This window comes from Asanoa iriomotensis, from assembly GCF_016862515.1.
Classification (GTDB): Bacteria; Actinomycetota; Actinomycetes; order Mycobacteriales; family Micromonosporaceae; genus Asanoa; species Asanoa iriomotensis.
Window position 1 is genome coordinate 25,471 of sequence record NZ_BONC01000021.1, and the last position, 18,860, is coordinate 44,330.

Genomic DNA, 18,860 nt, shown 5'->3' on the forward strand with positions numbered 1-18,860 from the left:
AGCCTAGGGAATTAGGCTGGTCTGGTGACGACGGCTCGGGTCTACATCGCGAGGCTCGCCGGTCTGGCGGTCTACGACCCCAACGGGGACCAGGTCGGCCGGGTCCGCGACGCCGTCGCACGGCTGCGCACCACCAACCGGCCGCCGCAGGTGGTCGGCCTGGTCGCCGAGATGGCCTCTCGCCGCCGGATCTTCCTGCCGATGGGCCGGTTCACCTCGATCGACCCGGACGCGGTCGTGCTCAGCACCGGCACGCTCAACCTGCGCCGGTTCGAGAAGCGCCCCAACGAGCTGCTCGTCCTCGAGGACCTGCTGGACCGGCGCGTGACGATCCTGCCCGAGGAGACACCGGGCGTGGTGGTCGACCTCGCGATGGAGACCAACCGCACGGGCGAGTGGTCGCTGGCCAAGGTCGCGGTCCGCCAGCCCAGCCGGCGGCTCACGCGGCGGGGTCAGCTCGTCGAGCTGGACTGGGACCGGGTGCGCGGGCTGATCGGTCTCACCGACACCCAGGGCACCGCGGGGCTGCTCGCGGTGCTGGAGCAGATGCGCCCGGCCGACCTCGCGTACGCGCTGCAGGAGATGTCCGACGTCCGCCGCAACGAGGTCGCCGCGGCGCTCGACGACGAGCGGCTCGCCGACGTGCTCAGCGAGCTGCCCGAGCACGACCAGGTGGAGATCCTCGCCGTGCTCGACCAGGAGCGGGCCGCGGACATCCTCGAGGAGATGGACGCCGACGACGCGGCCGACCTGCTCGGCGAGCTGTCCGGCCCCGAGCGGCAGGCGCTGCTCGACCTGATGGAGCCCGACGAGGCCGAGCCCGTGCGGCAGTTGCTCAAGTACGCGGCCGGCACGGCCGGCAGCGTGATGACCTCCGAACCGGTGATCCTCACGCCCGACGCGACGGTCGCCGACGCGCTCGCCCGCATCCGCGAGCCCCAGCTGCCGCCGGCGGTGGCCGCGCAGGTGTTCGTCGCCCGCGCGCCGATGGCCACGCCGACCGGCAAATACCTGGGCATGGTGCACTTCCAGAAGTTGCTCCGGGAGCCGCCGTCGGAGATCCTCGGCGGCGTGGTCGACGCCGGCATCAACCCATTGCGGCCCGACACGCCGCTGATCGAGATCACCCGGCGGATGGCCACGTACGACCTGGTCGCGATGCCGGTCGTCGACGAGAGCAACCGCCTGGTCGGCGCGGTCACGGTCGACGACGTGCTCGACCACTCGCTGCCGCCGGACTGGCGCGACCGCGACGTGCCCGACGTCGTGGCCGGCTCACCGATGGCCGTGCCGCACCGCACCGGCCCCAACGGCCGCGACGGTGGCGCCGATGGCTGAGCCGCGCCGCGCGCCACGGCTCGACCAGCCGCGGGAGCCGCACCGGCTGAAGCTGCCCAGGTTCAACCCGGAGTCGTTCGGCCGCTTGTCCGAGGGCATCGCCAGGGGCATGGGCACGGCCAAGTTCCTGGTCTACATGACCGTGGTGATCCTGCTCTGGTTCGGCTGGAACACCCTGGCGCCGCGCGGCTGGCGGTTCGACCCGTACACCTTCACGTTCCTGACCTTGATCCTGTCCCTCCAGGCCTCCTACGCGGCGCCGCTGATCCTGCTCGCGCAGAACCGGCAGGCCGACCGTGACCGGCTCGCGCTCGAGGAGGACCGCCGGCGGGCGACGATGCAGAAGGCCGACACCGAGTACCTGACCCGGGAGATCGCGTCGCTGCGGCTGGCGATCGGCGAGGTCGCCACCCGCGACTTCCTGCGCTCGGAGCTGAGCCGTATCGCCGAGGAGATCGAGGAACGGCCGCGTAGGAAGCGCAAGGCCAAGCAACCCGATGGCGAGCCGGACGACCACGCGGACAGCGACGCCTGACCTTCGACATACAGTTGCATCATGTCCGCACCTGCCACGTCCCGCGAGGACGCCGTCCAGGCCGCCCTCGCCACCGTCGACGACCCGGAGATCCGCCGCCCGATCACGGATCTGGGCATGGTCAAGTCATTCACGATCGACGAAGACGGGCTGGTGCTGGTCGAGCTGCTGCTCACCGTCGCCGGCTGCCCCTTGCGTGACAAGCTCAACACCGACATCACCAGCGCCGTGACCGCGGTGCCCGGCATCAGCGGTGTGCGCGTCAACTTCGGCGTGATGAGCACCGAGCAGCGCCAGGACCTGCAGACCCGCCTGCGCGGCGGCGGCGGCGCCGAGCCGGTGATCCCGTTCGCCCAGCCCGGATCCCGCACCCGCGTGTACGCGATCGCCAGTGGCAAGGGCGGCGTCGGCAAGTCCAGCGTCACCGTCAACCTGGCCGCCGCGCTCGCCGCCCGCGGCCTGTCGGTCGGCGTGGTCGACGCCGACATCTACGGCCACTCGGTGCCCCGGATGCTGGGCGCCGCCGGGCGACCGACCCGGGTGGAAGACATGATCATGCCGCCGGCCGCGCACGGCGTGAAGGTGATCTCGATCGGCATGTTCACCGCGCAGAACGCGGCGGTGGTCTGGCGCGGCCCGATGCTGCACCGGGCGCTGCAGCAGTTCCTCGCCGACGTCTACTGGGGCGACCTCGACGTGCTCCTGCTCGACCTGCCGCCGGGCACCGGCGACGTGGCGATCTCCCTGGCCCAGCTCCTGCCGAGCGCGGAGATCCTGGTCGTCACCACCCCGCAGATGGCCGCGGCCGAGGTGGCCGAGCGGGCCGGCGCGATCTCGCTGCAGACCCACCAGCGCCTGGTCGGCGTCATCGAGAACATGTCCTGGCTGGAGCTGCCCACCGGCGAGCGGATGGAGATCTTCGGGTCCGGCGGCGGCGCCGTCGTGGCGGAGAAGCTCAGCCGCACGCTCGGCGCCCAGGTGCCCCTGCTCGGCCAGATCCCCCTGGACACCCGGGTCCGCGAGGCGGGCGACGCCGGGCTGCCGATCGTGCTCTCCGAGCCCGAGGCGCCGGCCGCGCAGGCGATCTCCGCGGTCGCCGACCGGCTGGCGTTGCGCCGCGACTCGCTGATCGGCAAGTCGCTGGGCCTGCGCCCCGCCGGCCGCTAGCGCCTTTACGTGTAGTCGTCGAACGAACGCCGGGGTGCCGGCGCCGAGGTGGTCGCCGTCTCGGTGGCCGGCTTCGCGGCGCCCTTGAGGTCGACCGCCTGTGCCACGTCCTTGAGGTCGTTGTGCACGCCGTTGAGGTCGGTCTTGGCGTCCTCGAACATCTTCTGCAGCGGCTTGCGCAGGGACTCCTGCTCTTCCTCGCTGATCAGGTGCTTGCGGATGAACGCCTTGGGGTGCAGGTCCTCGAGCTGGATGTCGGTGCCGAGCTCGCGGCTCAGGTCGCCGGTCGCGTTGCTGGCCATGCGGCGCAGGTTGCGGACCATGCGCAGGCCGTCAGTGATCACGTTTGGCAGCTTGTCGCCGAAGATCAGCAGCGCCACCAACAGAAGGAGACCGATCTCCCACCAGTTCAGGTTCTCGAACACCGGGCCTCCCTCGCGCAGTCCCCGGCGCAACCTTACGCGCGGCTCGCAGGTGAAGGGAACGGCCCGGGTCTGTCCTGCTGGTGAACGTGCGGCCAGGGCTACTGAGCGTCGGCGGCCAGCGTCACCGAGGCGGTCTGCGTCTCCGTGCCCCGGCGGAACTCGACGGTGACCACGGAGCCCGGCGCGTACTTGCGCACCATCGCGATCAGATCCGTCGCCTCCTCCAGCGGGTGCCGGTCGATCCTGGTCACCACGTCGCCGGCGCGCAGGCCGGCCGACGCGGCCGGGCCGCCCGCCTCGACCGTGTCGAGCCGCACGCCGCTGCCCGTGGTCCGGCCGCTGGTCACCTTGGCGCCGATCACCGTGCGGCGGGCCTTGCCGGTGTCGATGATGTCCTGTGCCACCCGCTTGGCCTGGTTGATCGGGATCGCGAAGGCCAGGCCGATGTTGCCCGCGCTCTGCTCGTCGGCCGAGACCGACTTGATCACCGCGTTGACGCCGACCACCCGGCCGCCCGCGTCGACCAGCGGGCCGCCCGAGTTGCCCTGGTTGACCGCCGCGTCGGTCTGGATCGCCGCGTAGTAGCGGGTCGGGCCGCCCGGCTCGCCGGCCTGGATCGTGCGGTCGAGCGCGCTCACGATGCCGGACGTGACCGTGTTGGCCAGCGCGAGCGGCGAACCGATCGCCAGCACCGGGTCACCGACCGCGATCGCGTCGGAGTCGCCGAACTCGACCGGCGTGAGGCCGGTGCGGGCCAGCTTGATCACCGCGATGTCGGACTCCGGATCCTGGCCGACCAGCTTGGCCGACGCGGTGCTGCCGTCGCTGAACACCGCGGTGAACGTCTGCGTGCCGCCGCCCTCGACCACGTGGTCGTTGGTGACCACGTAGCCGTCGGCCGACACCACGAAACCGGAGCCGAGGCTGGTGCCGCTGCTCGACGCCACTCGCACGGTGACCACGCTGGGCAGCAGCCGCGCGGCGACACCGGCCAGCGAGTCGGGCGGGCGGTTGGCGGCGGCCGGCGGGGTGGCGCCGTTGCCGCCGAGCACGGTGCCGCTGCCGCCGACGCCGTTGCGGGCCGCGAACGCGTAGCCGAGGGAGCCGCCGAGCAGGCCCGCGAGCAGGGCCGAGACGACGGCGACGAGGAGCACCGAGCGGTTGCCCGGCGGGCGCGGCGCGTCGGGGTCGACCACGGGCTCGGGCTCGGCGGCACCGGTCGGGCCGGGCTGGAGCACGACGGCGGCCGGTGCGTGCGGGTCGCGCCACGGGTCGCCGAGGGCGTCGGACCACCACGGACTGCCCGGGCCGGCCGGGCCGGCTGGCATGGGGCTCGTCGGCAGCGGGCTCGTGGGCACCGCGTAATAGGGCGGCATGGGTCCCTGCGGTCTGGGGTTGGCAGGCATCGCACCGGGGACCTGCTGGCCCGAGGGCCGGCCGTCGCCGGGGTGCTGCCAGTTCCAGCCGTCGGTCACGTCGCCTCCCGGTCGCCGACCACTACCCCGACTCAAGGATTGCATGGATACCTGAAGACCATTCGGCGGTTGCCGAACGCCTTCACCGCACCGCCCGTCCATCCAACACCGACGGTGGGTTCTACGCTCATACCGAGTCCCCCCGCTCCCCCCTCGCACGGAGGTTCACCCATGGGCACCGCCGGCCCGGCCACAGCGCAGGCGCTGCAGTTCGCCGACGCGTACCCGCCGGAGGACCTGGTGCTCCAGACGGCCCGCCGGCTCGCCGACGAGGTCGGCCTGCCGTGCGTGACACCCGGCGCCGGGGCGGCGTTGCGCCTGCTGGCCGCCGCGGGCAACGCCCGCTCGCTGGTCGAGATCGGCACCGGCACCGGGGTCAGCGGCGTGTGGCTGCTGCGCGGCATGCGCCCGGACGGCGTGCTCACCACGATCGACGTCGAGAACGAGCACCAGCGGATCGCACGGCGGATCTTCATGGAGGCCGGGTTCGCGCCGTCGCGTACCCGGATCATCACCGGGCGTGCGCTCGACGTGCTGCCGCGGCTCACCGACCACGGGTACGACCTGGTGTTCGTCGACGCGGACCCGACCGAGTACGCGGCCTGCGTCGCCGCCGCCGGCCGGCTCCTGCGCACCGGCGGCGTGCTCGCGGTCAACAACGCCCTGGCCGGCGGCCGGATCGGCGACCCGGCCGCCCGCGACCCCGAGACCGTCCTGATCCGCGAGGTCGTCAAGGACCTGCGCGACTCGGACGACTGGGTTCCGGCGCTGCTGCCCACGGGGGCCGGCCTGCTCACGGCGGTCCGCCGTTAGGCCAACGTCGCCAGCCAGCGCAGCAGCGTGCGTACGCCCCAGCCGGTGGCGCCCTTGGTCAGCTCGGCGCTGTCGGAGTCGGCCCACGACGGCGCCGACATGTCGATGTGCACCCACCGGTCGCGCAGCGGTCCGGCGAACTCGGCCAGGTAGAGCGCGGCCATCACCGAGCCCGCGCCGCCCTCGGAGGCGATGCTGCTCAGGTCGGCCAGCTCGCTGCTGAGGAAGTCGCGGTAGTCGGCGGTCAGCGGCATCCGCCAGACCTGCTCGCCGGCGTCGGTCGCGGCGTCGGCGAGGGCCTTGGCCAGCCTGTCGTTGTCGCTGTAGAGCGCGGCCGTGCGCTTGCCCAGCGCGACCGCGTTGGCCCCGGTCAGGGTCGCCAGGTCGACGATCACGTCCGGCGCGAGCTGGTCGACCGCGTAGGCGAGCGCGTCGGCCAGCACCAGCCGGCCCTCAGCGTCGCTGTTGTTGCTCTCGCTGGTGCGCCCGCCGTAGTGCCGGATCACGTCGCCCGGCCGGAACGCCGAGCCGTTGACCAGGTTCTCGGCGAGCGGGGCGAGCGCGGTCACCCGGACGGGCAGGCGCAGCGCGGCGGCGCCGACCGTCGCTGCGACGATGGCCGCCGCGCCGCCCATGTCCTTGCGCATGAGCTTCATGGCGTCGCGGGGCTTGATCGAGATGCCGCCCGTGTCGAACGTGATGCCCTTGCCGACCAGCACCACGTGCTGTGTGGCGTGCTCCGGCGTCCAGGCGAGCTCGACGAGGCGCGGGCCGCGTGCGGACCCGCCGCCGACCGCGAGGATGCCGCCGAAGCCCTCGGCCGCGAGCCGCTCGGGATCACGCACGGAGACGGTCAGGCCGTCGTGGGCCGCCGCGGCCGCGGTGACCCGTTCGGCGAACCACTCCGGTGTCTTCTGGTCGGACGGCATGTTGGTCAGGTCCCGGGCCAGCGTGGTGGTCTCGGCGGTGACCCGGGCGGCGGTCAGCGCGGCCTCGTCGGGCGCGCCGGCCAGCAGCACCTCGGTCAGCTCGGGCGCACCCCCGGCCTTCGGCCCGGCGAGGCGGAACCGGTAGGAGCCGAGCAGGACGCCCTCGGCGAACGCCCGGATGTCGGCGTCCGCCGGCAGGCTCACGGTGACGGACGCGGTGCGGGCGGTGGACCGGGCCAGGCCCGCGCCGGCGGCCCGCCAGCCGCTCGGGCCGGCGTCGCCGACGCCGACGAGCAGCACCTTGGCCGGTCGCTGGGTGGGTCGCGGCAGCACCTCGACGGTGCCGGCCTTGCCGCTGTGCTCGGCGGCCATCGCCACCACGTCGGCGGGCAGCCCGCCGGTCAGCGGCGCGCCGGCCCGGGTGGGCACGACGAGCGTGTCCGCGTCGACGTCGGTGGGGTCGATGAAACGAAACGTGGGCACGCCGGCCTCCCGGGGTTGTGCTGGGCCGTCGGGTTGACGGCCGTGGAGACATAGAGGCCCGCCGGCAGCCCGGGGCGGGCGTGCCGGCGGGCGCTGTCGGACGTCAGCCGGCGGCGGTCTTCAGTGCGTCACCGAGCGCGTTGGCCTCATCAGGGGTCATCTCAACGACGAGCCGCCCTCCGCCTTCCAGCGGAACCCGCATCACGATGCCCCGGCCCTCCTTGGTGACCTCCAGCGGACCATCGCCCGTCCGCGGCTTCATCGCCGCCATGTTGTCTCCCCTCAGACTCGCCAGGGTGGTGGGTTATCCCACAGCCACTTCGTTTCGGCGGTGTCACGCTACGGCCCGTGGCACCGTGTTACCCGAGGGCGCCTCGTGGGGCGCCGACCAATGATTTTCCCTGATAACCACCGCTGGGCCCAAACCGAGCCGGTATTGATGTGACAGCATCTAGCTTATCTTGAAAGTGGCTGTCACAATGTGCGGTCATGCAGGCACGGTCGGCACTCTTCGACCTCTATGGCGACTACCTGCGCCCGCGCGGCGGCAGGGCCCCCGTCGCCGCCCTCGTCCGCCTGCTCGCGCCCCTCGGCATCGCACCGCCCGCGGTGCGGACAGCAGTGTCCCGCATGGTGCGACAGGGCTGGCTGCACCCCCTGCGGTTGGCCGCCGGGCCCGGCTACCTGATCACCACCAAGGCCGCCCGCCGGCTCGACGAGGCCGCGGCGCGGATCTACCGGACCAACCGCCCCGGCTGGGACGGTCGCTTCGACCTGATCGTCCTGGAGGCTCCGGCGGCGCGCCGGGAACGCCAGCGACTCGGCGCCAACCTGAGCTACCTCGGCTACGGCATGCTCGACGAGCGCACCTGGGTCGCCACCCGCCCCGGGCCCGACGTCGACGCGCTGCTGGTCGAGACCGGCATCGGGTACGAGCGGTTCACCGCGACCCACGCCGCGGGCACGTCCGGCGCGATGGCGGTCGTCCGCCGCGCCTGGGACCTGGAGGAGATCGGCAGCGCCTACGAGGCGTTCGTCGCCGAACAACGCCCACTGCTGACCCAGATCACTCCACGTAGCGAGGACGAGCACGCGTACGCCGCGCGGTTCCGGCTCGTGCACGCCTGGCGCACGTTCCTGTTCCGCGACCCGCAGTTGCCGCCGGCCCTCCTGCCGGACCGCTGGGCGGGCACGAGCGCGGCGGCGTTCTTCGACCGCCACGCCCTGCGGCTGCGCCCGGCCGCGGACCGTTACGTGGAAAGCTGTCTCGACGCGGGCCTGCGGGCCGCCCGATCGAAAGGTTCCTGACAGTGAGTGACGTGCTGCTCGTCGACCGGACCGATGCCGTGGTGACGCTGACGCTCAACCGGCCGGAGGCGATGAACGCGCTCGACGTGCCGCTCAAGGAGGCGCTGCGAGAAGCGCTCGCCGCTCTGGAGACCGACCGCTCCTGCCGTGCCGTCGTGCTGGCCGGCGCGGGCCGGGCGTTCTGCACGGGTCAGGACCTGCGGGAGCACGTCGCGGTGCTGGAGTCCGGCAGCACGGACCCGCTGGACACGGTCCGCCGGCACTACAACCCGATCGCGTCGCGGCTGGGCAGCATGCCGAAGCCCGTCGTGGCCGCGGTCGGCGGGATGGCCGCCGGCGCCGGCGCGGGCCTCGCGCTGCTGGCCGACTTCCGCGTCGGCGGCCCGAGCACGTCGTTCCTGATGGCGTTCGCCAACGTCGGCCTGGCCGCGGACACCGGACTGTCCTGGTCGCTGCCCCGCCTGGTCGGCCACGCCAAGGCGGTCGAGCTGCTGATGCTGGCCGAGCGGGTCAAGGCCGACGAGGCGCGGTCGCTGGGCCTGCTGACCCGGTTGGTGGCGGCCGACGAAGACGTGCTGCCGGCGGCGCAGGAGCTGGCCGCCCGGCTGGCGGCGGGCCCGACGGTGGCCTACGGCGCGATCAAGCGCCAACTCTCCATCGGGGACGCCGGCACGCTCAACGACGCCCTGTCGGCGGAGGCACAGGCCCAGGCGATCAGCGGCGCCACCGCCGACCACCGCAACGCCACCGCGGCGTTCGTCGACAAGCGGAAGCCGACCTTCGAGGGCCGCTAATCCTCGTCTTCCTCGGGGTCCTGGTTGGCTTCCTCGCCGAGGACGAACGCCTGCATGGCGAGCTCGTCGTCGGACGGGGCCACGTAGGTGGGCAGCTCGCGCGGGCCGAGCTCCATCACGTAGCTCCAGAACAGGCGGACCGCCTCGGCGGAGGTCGGCGCCTCGATCGGGAGGTCGAGGCTGACCAGCCACGTGCGGTTGTCGACGGCAGGGGTGACCCGGGCCGAGAGAGTCGCGTACGTCGGCTCGTCGACCGCCGTCACCGGGCCCGCCAGGGTCAGCTCCCCGGCGGCCGCCGGCTCGTCGAAGAAGCGGCGCGTGTAGGTGACCACGACCGGGGCCCGGGTGGCCACGTCGGCGTTGTCCGGGTCGTCGTCGGCCCGGCCGGCCGCCGCGGTGACCCGGCCCAGCGCCACGATCCGCGGTGCCGGCTCCTCGGCCACGACCAGGACCTGGTCGCCCTCGACCGGGCCGGGCGCGTCGCCGCCGTCGGCCAGCTCGAGCGTCTCGTGGTGGAAGAGACGCTCCGCTGCCAGCCGCGCCTCCGGGATGACGACCGCCCACTGTGCCATGCCAACCATCCCATCACAGGTCACCGGGAGGTCAGTGCGGTGGCACGTGGCAACCGGCCAGGTGGTCGTCGACCATGCCGGTGGCCTGCATCAACGCGTAGGCCGTCGTCGGGCCCACGAACCGGAACCCCCGCTTCTTGAGGTCCTTGGCCATCGCGGTCGACTCGGGGGTGATCGCCGGCACCTGGGCGAACGAGCGTGGCCGGTGCGGCCGCGGTGGCGGCGCGTAGGACCACAGGAGCTTGCTCAGCCCACCCGGCACCTCGAGCCCCGCCCGGGCGTTGGCGATCGCGGCGTCGACCTTCTGCCGGTTGCGCACGATGCCGGTGTCGGCCATGAGGCGCGCGACGTCGCCGTCGTCGTATCCGGCGACCTTCTTCATCGTGAACTGGTCGAACGCGGCCCGGAAGTTTTCCCTCTTGCGCAGGATGGTCAGCCAGGACAGCCCCGACTGGAACGCCTCCAGCGTCATCCGCTCGTAGAGGTGGTCGTCGCCGTGCAGCGGCTTGCCCCACTCGGTGTCGTGGTAGACGAGGTAGTCGTCGCTGCTGCCCCACCGGCAGCGCGCCTTGCCGTCGGCGCCGATCACGAGATCACTCACAGCCACGAGCCTATGAGCGGGGTACGACAATCCTCAGGGCAACCGGCCGGCTTCCACGAGGCGGGCGAAGCGCTTGAGGGCCTGGGTCAGGCTCAGCTTCGAACCCGGCCAGAGCACCGGCCAGGCGACCCGGCCCGCGGCGCCGCCGGGGAGGTGGAACCACTCGTGCCAGACCACCTGGGTGCGGTCCTGGCCCATCGGGGTGCAGCGCAGCACGCCCGGGCCGCGCAGGAGCCGGCCCTGGTGGATCACCCGCACCTCGTACGGCGGGTCCAGCCGGGCCACCCGCATCTCGTCGCGGATCAGCGCCGGGCCGAGCGCCGTGACCGCCTCGATCACGCTGCCCTCGCCGCCGTCGCCGGAGACCACCCGGACCGTGGTGAACGGGATCCACTCGCCCTGCCGGCGCCACGCGGTGAACGCCTCGTACACCTGCTTGGCCGGCGCCCTGACGATGACCGTCGCGGTGACCTCGCCGGCACCGGGCTGCGCGGCCTCGCGCAGGTCGCGCTCCCTCATCGCCGCGCCGATTCGGCGTCTTCCGCCGGTTTCGCGGTTGCCGAGGTTTCCGACCCGATGGCCGATTTCGTGATTGGCGCGTCTTCCGGCAAAGCGGCACCGCTGTCGTCGGCCTCGGCGGCGGTGCGCTTGGCCGGGCGCGACGTCCGGGTCGCGGTCCGCCGGGCCGGAGTGCGCGGCTTGGCCGGCACCGCGGCGGCCGTCGTCGGCTCGGCCGGAGCGGCGGGCTCCTCCACGGGCTGCTCCGCCGCCGGCGTGCTGGTCACGGTCGCCTCGGCCTCGACCCGCGCCTCGTCCGGCTCAGCCGTCTCGTCGGCCGGCTCCGCCAGGTCGTCGGCCGCCGGGGACGGCTCGGCGGCGACGGCCGCCTCGGCAGTCGCCTGCTCGTCGGCCGGTGCGGACGCCACGGGCTCGGCCGTGCCGTCGTCGGCCGGCTGGGCTTGGTCGTCGACCGGCTCGGATTCAGCCGGCTGGGTGAACTCGGTCCACCCCGGCTTGGTCGGCGCCTCGGCCGGCGCGGCCGCCGGTGCCGGCGCCTGGGCGGCCTCGCGCGCCCGCCGCAGCGCGTCGGCGTCCAGCAGCCGGCCCTCGCGCAGCGCGTTGACCTCGGCCTCCAACACCCCGATCAGTTCGTCCTTGTAGCCGATGTCGTACGCGGCCCGGCGCAGCGCCTGGTCGACCTGGGCCATCCGGTAGCCCCGCATGGTCAGGTCGAAGCGCACGTCGCCGAGGTCGGACTCCCGCAGTGGCCGGGTCGTGGGCAGCGGTAACGCCCGCCCGTCGGGCTCGGCGGGCGACAGGCCCGGGTCGCGGCCGCTGACCAGAACGGTCACGCCGAACACGACCGCCGCGACGGTGACCGCGACGACCACAATAAGGAGTAGCTGACCCATACGCCCGATCGTGGCATGTCGCGCCGGGAGGGTCGACCCCGCCACCCCGTCGTCCACCTTCGCGGGCAAGGATCAAGCCGGACGTCCTACGGCGGCCGGAGGACCCACGGCGACGAGGAGGAGCACACATGTCGGGCGACTTGCGGCTTGGTCCGCGCACGTTCGGCCCGACGGACCTGCTGGTGATGGCGATCGTCAACCGGACACCCGACTCGTTCTTCGACCGGGGCGCCACGTTCGCCGCGGACGCGGCGCTGCGGGCCGTCGAGGCGGCGATCCGGGACGGTGCCGACATCATCGACATCGGCGGCGTGAAGGCCGGCCCGGGCGACCACGTCGACCCGGCCGAGGAGATCACCCGCACGGTCGCCACGGTGGCCGCCGTCCGTGCCGCGTTCCCCGACACCGTGATCTCGATCGACACCTGGCGCGCCGAGGTCGCCGCCGAGGCGGTCGCGGCCGGCGCGGACCTGATCAACGACACGTGGGCCGGCGCCGACCCGCACCTCGCCGAGGTGGCCGCCGCGACCGGGGCCGGGCTGGTCTGCACCCATGCCGGCGGCCTGCGCCCGCGGACCCGGCCGCACCGGGCGGCGTTCCAGGACGTGGTCGCCGACGCGGTCGACACGGTCACCGCGTTGGCCCGGCGGGCCGAGTCGCTGGGCGTGCGCCCGGACGGCATCGTCGTCGACCCCGCGCACGACTTCGGCAAGAACACCCGGCACTCGCTGGAACTGACCCGCCGCCTCGGCGACCTGGTGGCCACCGGCTGGCCGGTGTTGGTCGCGCTCTCCAACAAGGACTTCGTCGGCGAGACCCTCGACCTGCCGGTCGACCAACGCCTGGAGGGCACGCTCGCCGCGACCGCGGTCTCGGCGTGGCTCGGCGCCCGGCTGTTCCGCGCCCACCAGGTCAAGGAGACCAGACGCGCCCTCGACATGATCGCCACCATCCGCGGCGACCGCCAACCGACCGTTTCGCGCCGGGGACTGGCCTAGGTCCAGTTGAGGATCTTTTTGCGCCAGGCGTAGAGGATCCCCAAAGCGAGAACCGCGACGAAGATGGCCATTTCCACCACCGTCGTCGCACCGAAACCCGGCTTGTCGAAGACGACGGCCCACGGGAAGAGGAAAACGGCCTCGACCGCGAACAGCACATAAAGGTACGCGTAGACGTAGTAGCGGATCTGCACCTGCGCCCAGTCGCCGCCGACGGGGTCGACGCCGCTCTCGTAGGTCGCGCGCTTGCCCGCGGGCTCGGCCGGGTCGGCCGGGCTGAGCAGGCGGTTCGCGGTGAACGCACCGACGAAGATGAACACGCTCGCCACCAGCAGGAGCCCCAGCGTCGCGTACGACCCGAGGTAACCCGTCATGGCACGGCACTCTACCGCCGTTCGGCCGATTCGCACCGGCCGATAAGTCCACCAGGGCCGGCGTTGGGCGGGAGTTACGGTTTTGTTTCCGACCGAACTGGTGTCCCGCGACAACTACCCCCGAATAATGGAGCCCCGACGGACGGGGGGTGGAGCCATGCCGATTCGACGACGTGTGCCCGCGATCGTTCGCGCGCTCGTCGCCGGCCTGATCGCCGGCGGCCTGACGACCCTCGTCGTCGCCGTCCCGTCCATGGGAGCCGCCCCCCGCGACGTGACAGCCGCGTTCGACCCCGGCAGCGAGGCGGCGGGCGACCCCGACCCGGGCGCGACCGAGCCCGAGTCGCCGCCGACCAACCCGGCGCCGACCGACACGCCGAGCCCGACGCCGACGGAGACGCCGACCGAGCAGCCGACCGACCCGCCGACCCAGGAGCCGACCGAGACCGCCGGGCCGAGCGAACGGCCGAACCCGACCGGCCAGCCCCAGCCGACGTTCACCGGCCCCGGGCAGCCAGGCCCGGTGTTGCCCGGCGAGCAGCCGCGGCTCGCCGCGCTGGTCTGGACCGACGACATCACCCTCGGGACGTCCTACTGGTCGCGCCGCGCGACACAGACCGACCTGCGCGTCGTGGTGTCCAACACCGGCACGATCGTCTCGCGGCTGACCATGCGCTACACGCTGCCGGCCGGGGTCACCGACGCCGGCACGCCCGGCTGCGAGTTGGCCTCCGGTCGCACGTACGTCTGCGGCTCCTGGACCGCGAGCCCCGGCAAGCGCTTCTCCACCTCGATCCGGGTCCGGGTGGCCGGCGACGCCTGGCGGCGGATGCCGCTGAGCGGCTCCGTCGACGTCACCGCCAGCGCGCCGGGCCGGTCCGACCTCGGCACCGTCGGCGACAACCAGGGCTTCGCGGTGCTCTTCCCGCCCGGCCCGCCGGTCGCCGGGATCAGGCTGGCCGCCGGCGAGGTGGCCTTCGCCACGGCCACCGAGCCGGCTGACCTGGCGGTCCGGCTGACCAACACCGGCGACACCGCGTCGGTCGGCGCGGTCGAGGTCGTGCTGCCCGACGGCGTGACGGTCGGCACTCACCCGGCCGGCTGCGCGACCACCGGCGACCGCACGCGCTGCGACCTGGGCGTGGTGGCCGCCGGCGAGACGCTGACCGCCACCCTGCCGCTGCTCGCGACCCTCGAGGCGCAGCGGCTGGCACCGTTGTCCGGCGCGGTCTCCGGCACGCTGACCTCGGGCGGCCGCACCAAGCAGATGCAGATGAGCTTCCGGATCACCGCCGCCGCGGCCACCGCCACGCCGTCCGCGGACCCGCCGGGTGCCGCCGTGCCGACCGCCTCACAGGGCGTGATCGGCGGATTCGCACCGGTTTCCGCGACGACCGGCGGCCTGACGACCGTGCAGAAGACGGCGCTCGCCCTGGTCGTCGTCTCGGTCCTGCTGGTGGTACTGGCGATCGCGCTGGCCACCACGTCGCTACGCCGGCGTATAGAAGACGACAGCACCGCGGTCCTCGACGCGCCGGGGCGTGACTAGCCGGGCGAGCAGTGCTTTCGCTCACAAGTAAGGTAACCCTGACTCATACATGAGAAGGTCGTCTCACCGGGCGGGACCCGGTACGTGGAAAGGCTGTTCTCGGGACGTACGCTTTCCAAAGACACAACATGGAGCGGGACGGCCCAACGACGCGCGACCCCGCCGCCGCCGTCCGGCAAGGAGGTCAGCTTCCCGTGACCAAACAGGTCCGTCAACTGGATCGCGTGGTCATCCGTTTCGCTGGCGACTCCGGCGACGGCATGCAGCTCACCGGCGACCGGTTCACGTCGGAGACCGCCCAGCTCGGCAACGACATCTCGACGTTACCGAACTTCCCCGCCGAGATCCGGGCCCCCGCCGGCACCCTGCCCGGCGTCTCCAGCTTCCAGGTCCACTTCGCGGACTACGACATCCTCACCCCCGGTGACGCGCCCAACGTGCTGGTCGCGATGAACCCGGCCGCGCTCAAGGCCAACATCGGTGACCTGCCGCGCGGCGCCGACATCATCGTCAACACCGACGAGTTCACCAAGCGCAACCTGACCAAGGTCGGTTACGCGGCGAACCCGCTCGAGGACGGCTCGCTCGACGGCTACGCGCTGCACCCCGTCGCGCTGACCGCGATGACGATCGGTGCCCTCGCCGACCACGACGTGTCGAAGAAGGACGCCGAGCGCGCGAAGAACATGTTCGCCCTCGGCCTGCTCTCCTGGATGTACTCGCGGCCCTACGAGTCGACGATCCGGTTCCTGGAGCGCAAGTTCGCCGCCCGCCCGGAGCTGGTCGCGGCCAACATCGCGGCGTTCAAGGCCGGCTGGAACTTCGGCGAGACGACCGAGGACTTCGGCGTCCGCTACGAGGTCAAGCCCGCCAAGATGAGCCCCGGCACCTACCGGAACATCACCGGCAACCAGGCGCTGTCGCTCGGCCTCGTCGCCGCCGGCGTGCGCTCGGGCCTGCCCGTGTTCCTCGGTGCCTACCCGATCACCCCGGCCTCCGACATCCTGCACGAGCTGAGCAAGCACAAGCGGTTCGGCGTGACCACGATGCAGGCCGAGGACGAGATCGCCGCGATCGGTGCGGCGCTCGGCGCCTCGTACGGCGGCAGCCTCGGCATCACCACCACGTCGGGCCCCGGCGTGGCGCTCAAGGGCGAGACGATCTCCCTCGCCGTCGCGCTCGAGCTGCCGCTCGTGGTGATCGACGTGCAGCGGGCCGGGCCGTCGACCGGCATGCCGACCAAGACCGAGCAGGCCGACCTCAACATGGCCCTGTTCGGCCGGCACGGCGAGGCGCCGGTCGCGGTCGTCGCGCCTAGGTCGCCGTCCGACTGCTTCTTCGCCGCGATCGAAGCCGCCCGGATCGCGCTGACCTACCGCACCCCGGTGATCCTGCTCTCCGACAACTACGTAGCCAACGGATCCGAGCCGTGGCTGCTGCCCGAGGTCGACTCGCTGCCCGACCTGCGGGTCGAGTTCGCGACGGAGCCCAACGGCGACGACGGCAAGACGTTCCTGCCCTACCTGCGCGACCCGGTCACGATGGCGCGCCCGTGGGCGATCCCCGGCACGCCGGGCCTCGAGCACCGGATCGGCGGTCTCGAAAAGGCCGACAAGACCGGCGACATCTCGTACGACCCGGCGAACCACGACTTCATGGTGCGCACCCGGGCCGCCCGGATCGAGGCGATCCCGGTGCCGGACGTCGAGGTCGAGGACCCCGACGGCGACGCGCGCACGCTGGTGCTGGGCTGGGGCTCCACCTACGGCCCGATCGGTGCCGCCTGCCGGGCGCTGCGCCAGCGCGGGCTGCCGGTCGCACAGGCGCACCTGCGGCACCTGTCACCGATGCCCGCCAACCTCGGTGACGTGCTGAAGGCGTACGACCGCGTGGTCGTCCCGGAGATGAACCTGGGCCAGCTCGCCCACGTGATCCGGGGCCGCTACCTCGTCGACGCCATCCCTTACAACCAGGTCAGCGGCCTGCCGTTCACGGCCGCCAAGCTGGAGTCCATGCTCGAGGAAGTCGTGAAGAATGGCTGAGCCAGTCGCACTGAAGCTGACGCAGAAGGACTTCAAGTCCGACCAGGAGGTTCGCTGGTGCCCCGGCTGCGGTGACTACGCGATCCTCGCCGCCGTCCAGTCGTTCATGCCGGAGCTGCGGATCCCCCGCGAGCGCACGGTGTTCGTCTCGGGCATCGGGTGCTCGTCGCGCTTCCCGTACTACATGAACACCTACGGGATGCACTCGATCCACGGCCGCGCGCCGGCGATCGCGACGGGCCTGTCGGTGAGCCGGCCGGACCTGTCGGTCTGGGTGGTCACCGGCGACGGCGACGCGCTCTCGATCGGCGGCAACCACCTGATCCACGCGCTGCGCCGCAACGTCAACCTCAAGATCCTGCTGTTCAACAACCGGATCTACGGCCTGACCAAGGGGCAGTACTCGCCGACCTCCGAGCTCGGCAAGATCACCAAGTCGACGCCGGTCGGCTCGGCGGACTCGCCGTTCAACCCGCTGTCGCTGGCGCTGGGTGCCGAGGCCACGTTCGTCGCCCGGACCATCGACTCCGACCGCAAGCACCTGCAGTCGGTGCTGCGCGCGGCGGCCGAGCACCAGGGCTCCGCGTTCGTCGAGATCTACCAGAACTGCAACATCTTCAACGACGGCGCGTTCGAGACGCTGAAGGACCCATCGACCCGCGACGAATACCTGATCCGGCTCGAGCACCGCCAGCCGATCACGTTCGGCGCCGACGGGCAGCGCTGCGTGGTGCACCCGCCGGGCGGCTTCGGGCTCGAGGTGCGGGAGACGGCCTCGGTCGACCCGGCCGACATCGTCGTGCACGACGCGACGGTCGCCGAGCCGGCGTACGCGTTCGCGCTCTCCCGGCTGCCCGGCCTCGACCTGCGCAACACGCCGATCGGTGTGCTCCGCCAGGTCGAGCGGTCGTCCTACGACGAGCGGGTGCGGGAGCAGACCGACAGCGCCAAGGCGAAGGCCACGGGCACGCCCGAGGAGCAGCTCGCCGGGCTGCTCACCTCCGGCGACACCTGGACGATCCTCTAGACGCCGGTTGTCACGGACGGCCGGTCGTCACGGACGTAGACCAGCAGATCGCCGGTCTCGATCGTGAGGCCGGCCGGGTCCGCCAGCGAGACCACCTTGCCCCGGCGGACCAGGGCGATCACCAGTGGGTCGAGGTCGCGCGGCGCGAAGCCGACCTCCTTGCGCTCGGCCGAGCGCATCGCGAGCGCCATGCCCTGGCCCGGCGTCAGCAGGTCCTCGACCACCTCGATCAACGGTGGCGCCGAGGTGGAGAGCCCGAGCAGCCGGCCGGCGGTCGACGCCGACACGATCACGTGGTGTGCGCCGCTCTGCCGCAGCAGCGGCGCGTTCTCGGCTTCGCGGGCGGCGGCGATGATCCGCACCTTGCCGGCGGTGAGCTGCCGGACGGTCAGCGTCACCAGGACGGCCGCGTCGTCGCTGTGCGTCGCGATGATGACCGCCTTGGCGTCCTTCACGTGCGCGCTCAGCAACGTCGTGGAGCGGGTGGCGGAGCCCTCGACACCGACCAGGCCGTTGGCGACCGCCGACCGCAGGGCGGTCTGGTCGCGCTCGACGACCACGATCTTGCTCTTGTCGAGCCCGTCCTCCAGCAGCACGTTGACCGCGCTGCGGCCCTTCGTCCCGTACCCGCAGACGATCACGTGGTCCTTCACTTTGCGCCTCCACCGTGACAGCCGCAGGTTGGTCCGGTACTGGTCGGTCAGCACCTCGAGCGTGGTGCCGACCAGGATGATGAGGAAGAGCACGCGGGCCGGCGTGATCACGAAGACGTTGACGAGCCGGGCCGACTCGCTGATCGGCGTGATGTCGCCGTAGCCGGTGGTGGAGAGCGTCACCACGGCGTAGTAGGCGGAGTCGAGCAGCGACAGCGGGGTCTCGGTGACGTCCCGGTAGCCGTCTCGGTCGACGTAGACGATCAGGACGACGAGCATCACCAGGGCGACCGCGGCCAGCAGTCGCACGCCGATCGCCCGCAGCGGACTCTGGCGCACGCGGGGGAAATGGATCACACCGGCTC

Annotated in this window: 19 protein-coding genes and 1 pseudogene; 10 read left to right on the plus strand and 10 right to left on the minus strand. The window is 72.5% G+C overall.

Features of this window, described 5'->3' with window-relative positions:
* Positions 1–21: 21 nt before the first annotated feature.
* Genes Air01nite_RS16620 through Air01nite_RS16630 form a run of 3 tightly spaced genes read left to right on the plus strand, consistent with a single transcriptional unit; the run spans position 22 to position 3,040 of the window.
* Entirely contained in the window at positions 22–1,338 is a 1,317-nt protein-coding gene (locus Air01nite_RS16620; RefSeq protein ID WP_203703425.1) for a magnesium transporter MgtE N-terminal domain-containing protein, read from the plus strand.
* Positions 1,331–1,873 carry a DUF1003 domain-containing protein gene (locus Air01nite_RS16625; RefSeq protein ID WP_203703325.1) on the plus strand — a complete coding sequence of 181 codons (543 nt, stop codon included), beginning with the start codon at positions 1,331–1,333 and terminating at the stop codon, positions 1,871–1,873. Before Air01nite_RS16620 ends, Air01nite_RS16625 begins: the two co-directional genes overlap by 8 nt.
* 21 nt (positions 1,874–1,894) lie before the next feature.
* Positions 1,895–3,040 carry an Mrp/NBP35 family ATP-binding protein gene (locus Air01nite_RS16630; RefSeq protein WP_203703326.1) on the plus strand — a complete coding sequence of 382 codons (1,146 nt, stop codon included), beginning with the start codon at positions 1,895–1,897 and terminating at the stop codon, positions 3,038–3,040.
* Positions 3,041–3,045: 5 nt separating this feature from the next.
* Here Air01nite_RS16630 and Air01nite_RS16635 read toward each other — a convergent pair whose 3' ends face one another.
* The gene (locus tag Air01nite_RS16635) at positions 3,046–3,465 is read right to left on the minus strand and encodes a twin-arginine translocase TatA/TatE family subunit (protein ID WP_203703327.1); all 420 of its coding nucleotides are present in this window, start codon (positions 3,463–3,465) and stop codon (positions 3,046–3,048) included.
* Positions 3,466–3,563: 98 nt separating this feature from the next.
* Entirely contained in the window at positions 3,564–4,985 is a 1,422-nt protein-coding gene (locus tag Air01nite_RS16640) for a S1C family serine protease (protein WP_203703328.1), read from the minus strand.
* A 126-nt stretch (positions 4,986–5,111) separates the two neighbouring features.
* On the opposite strand from Air01nite_RS16640, the gene Air01nite_RS16645 reads away from it, so the two are divergent.
* Entirely contained in the window at positions 5,112–5,753 is a 642-nt protein-coding gene (locus Air01nite_RS16645) for an O-methyltransferase (protein ID WP_203703329.1), read from the plus strand.
* Here the strand turns inward: Air01nite_RS16645 and Air01nite_RS16650 are convergent.
* Positions 5,750–7,165, minus strand: coding sequence for a leucyl aminopeptidase (locus tag Air01nite_RS16650; RefSeq protein ID WP_239090751.1), 1,416 nt, complete (start codon positions 7,163–7,165; stop codon positions 5,750–5,752). The genes Air01nite_RS16645 and Air01nite_RS16650 overlap by 4 nt on opposite strands.
* Positions 7,166–7,268: 103 nt before the next feature.
* Positions 7,269–7,436, minus strand: a complete 168-nt coding sequence (locus tag Air01nite_RS16655) for a DUF3117 domain-containing protein (protein WP_089253522.1) — start codon at positions 7,434–7,436, stop codon at positions 7,269–7,271.
* A 218-nt stretch (positions 7,437–7,654) separates the two neighbouring features.
* On the opposite strand from Air01nite_RS16655, the gene Air01nite_RS16660 reads away from it, so the two are divergent.
* Positions 7,655–8,473, plus strand: a complete 819-nt coding sequence (locus tag Air01nite_RS16660; protein ID WP_203703330.1) for a PaaX family transcriptional regulator — start codon at positions 7,655–7,657, stop codon at positions 8,471–8,473.
* A gap of 2 nt (positions 8,474–8,475) precedes the next feature.
* Positions 8,476–9,267 (plus strand): enoyl-CoA hydratase-related protein, encoded by a 792-nt coding sequence (locus Air01nite_RS16665; RefSeq protein ID WP_203703331.1) that lies wholly within the window; start codon positions 8,476–8,478, stop codon positions 9,265–9,267.
* Here Air01nite_RS16665 and Air01nite_RS16670 read toward each other — a convergent pair.
* From Air01nite_RS16670 to Air01nite_RS16685, 4 genes and pseudogenes are all read right to left on the minus strand, one after another.
* Positions 9,264–9,848 carry a hypothetical protein gene (locus Air01nite_RS16670; protein WP_203703332.1) on the minus strand — a complete coding sequence of 195 codons (585 nt, stop codon included), beginning with the start codon at positions 9,846–9,848 and terminating at the stop codon, positions 9,264–9,266. The two genes, Air01nite_RS16665 and Air01nite_RS16670, sit on opposite strands and share 4 nt — an antisense overlap.
* 22 nt (positions 9,849–9,870) lie before the next feature.
* Positions 9,871–10,440, minus strand: coding sequence for a DNA-3-methyladenine glycosylase I (locus Air01nite_RS16675; protein ID WP_203703334.1), 570 nt, complete (start codon positions 10,438–10,440; stop codon positions 9,871–9,873).
* A gap of 33 nt (positions 10,441–10,473) precedes the next feature.
* Positions 10,474–10,959 (minus strand): SRPBCC family protein, encoded by a 486-nt coding sequence (locus tag Air01nite_RS16680; protein ID WP_203703336.1) that lies wholly within the window; start codon positions 10,957–10,959, stop codon positions 10,474–10,476.
* A gap of 317 nt (positions 10,960–11,276) precedes the next feature.
* Positions 11,277–11,852 (minus strand): annotated as a pseudogene (locus Air01nite_RS16685) (DivIVA domain-containing protein); the annotation flags it as partial.
* 128 nt (positions 11,853–11,980) lie between these two features.
* On the opposite strand from Air01nite_RS16685, the gene folP reads away from it, so the two are divergent.
* Positions 11,981–12,850, plus strand: coding sequence for a dihydropteroate synthase (folP, locus tag Air01nite_RS16690; RefSeq protein ID WP_203703337.1), 870 nt, complete (start codon positions 11,981–11,983; stop codon positions 12,848–12,850).
* Here the strand turns inward: folP and ndhC are convergent.
* Positions 12,847–13,224 carry an NADH-quinone oxidoreductase subunit A gene (ndhC, locus tag Air01nite_RS16695; protein WP_203703338.1) on the minus strand — a complete coding sequence of 126 codons (378 nt, stop codon included), beginning with the start codon at positions 13,222–13,224 and terminating at the stop codon, positions 12,847–12,849. The two genes, folP and ndhC, sit on opposite strands and share 4 nt — an antisense overlap.
* 157 nt (positions 13,225–13,381) lie before the next feature.
* On the opposite strand from ndhC, the gene Air01nite_RS16700 reads away from it, so the two are divergent.
* From Air01nite_RS16700 to Air01nite_RS16710, 3 genes are all read left to right on the plus strand, one after another.
* Entirely contained in the window at positions 13,382–14,773 is a 1,392-nt protein-coding gene (locus Air01nite_RS16700; protein ID WP_203703339.1) for a hypothetical protein, read from the plus strand.
* A 194-nt stretch (positions 14,774–14,967) separates the two neighbouring features.
* Positions 14,968–16,815, plus strand: a complete 1,848-nt coding sequence (locus Air01nite_RS16705; protein WP_203703340.1) for a 2-oxoacid:acceptor oxidoreductase subunit alpha — start codon at positions 14,968–14,970, stop codon at positions 16,813–16,815.
* Positions 16,808–17,842 (plus strand): 2-oxoacid:ferredoxin oxidoreductase subunit beta, encoded by a 1,035-nt coding sequence (locus Air01nite_RS16710; protein ID WP_203703341.1) that lies wholly within the window; start codon positions 16,808–16,810, stop codon positions 17,840–17,842. The genes Air01nite_RS16705 and Air01nite_RS16710 overlap by 8 nt, the downstream gene beginning before the upstream one ends.
* Here Air01nite_RS16710 and Air01nite_RS16715 read toward each other — a convergent pair.
* Positions 17,839–18,852, minus strand: coding sequence for a potassium channel family protein (locus tag Air01nite_RS16715; protein WP_203703342.1), 1,014 nt, complete (start codon positions 18,850–18,852; stop codon positions 17,839–17,841). The two genes, Air01nite_RS16710 and Air01nite_RS16715, sit on opposite strands and share 4 nt — an antisense overlap.
* Positions 18,853–18,860: the final 8 nt, after the last annotated feature.

Coding starts and splice junctions, on each gene's coding strand:
- Air01nite_RS16645 (WP_203703329.1), top strand. CDS start 5,112: ATGGGCACCGCCGGCCCGGCCACAGCGCAGGCGCTGCAGTTCGCCGAC.
- Air01nite_RS16670 (WP_203703332.1), bottom strand. CDS start 9,848: ATGGTTGGCATGGCACAGTGGGCGGTCGTCATCCCGGAGGCGCGGCTG.
- Air01nite_RS16630 (WP_203703326.1), top strand. CDS start 1,895: ATGTCCGCACCTGCCACGTCCCGCGAGGACGCCGTCCAGGCCGCCCTC.
- folP (WP_203703337.1), top strand. CDS start 11,981: ATGTCGGGCGACTTGCGGCTTGGTCCGCGCACGTTCGGCCCGACGGAC.
- ndhC (WP_203703338.1), bottom strand. CDS start 13,224: ATGACGGGTTACCTCGGGTCGTACGCGACGCTGGGGCTCCTGCTGGTG.
- Air01nite_RS16640 (WP_203703328.1), bottom strand. CDS start 4,985: ATGCAATCCTTGAGTCGGGGTAGTGGTCGGCGACCGGGAGGCGACGTG.
- Air01nite_RS16660 (WP_203703330.1), top strand. CDS start 7,655: ATGCAGGCACGGTCGGCACTCTTCGACCTCTATGGCGACTACCTGCGC.
- Air01nite_RS16680 (WP_203703336.1), bottom strand. CDS start 10,959: ATGAGGGAGCGCGACCTGCGCGAGGCCGCGCAGCCCGGTGCCGGCGAG.
- Air01nite_RS16700 (WP_203703339.1), top strand. CDS start 13,382: ATGCCGATTCGACGACGTGTGCCCGCGATCGTTCGCGCGCTCGTCGCC.
- Air01nite_RS16710 (WP_203703341.1), top strand. CDS start 16,808: ATGGCTGAGCCAGTCGCACTGAAGCTGACGCAGAAGGACTTCAAGTCC.
- Air01nite_RS16625 (WP_203703325.1), top strand. CDS start 1,331: ATGGCTGAGCCGCGCCGCGCGCCACGGCTCGACCAGCCGCGGGAGCCG.
- Air01nite_RS16655 (WP_089253522.1), bottom strand. CDS start 7,436: ATGGCGGCGATGAAGCCGCGGACGGGCGATGGTCCGCTGGAGGTCACC.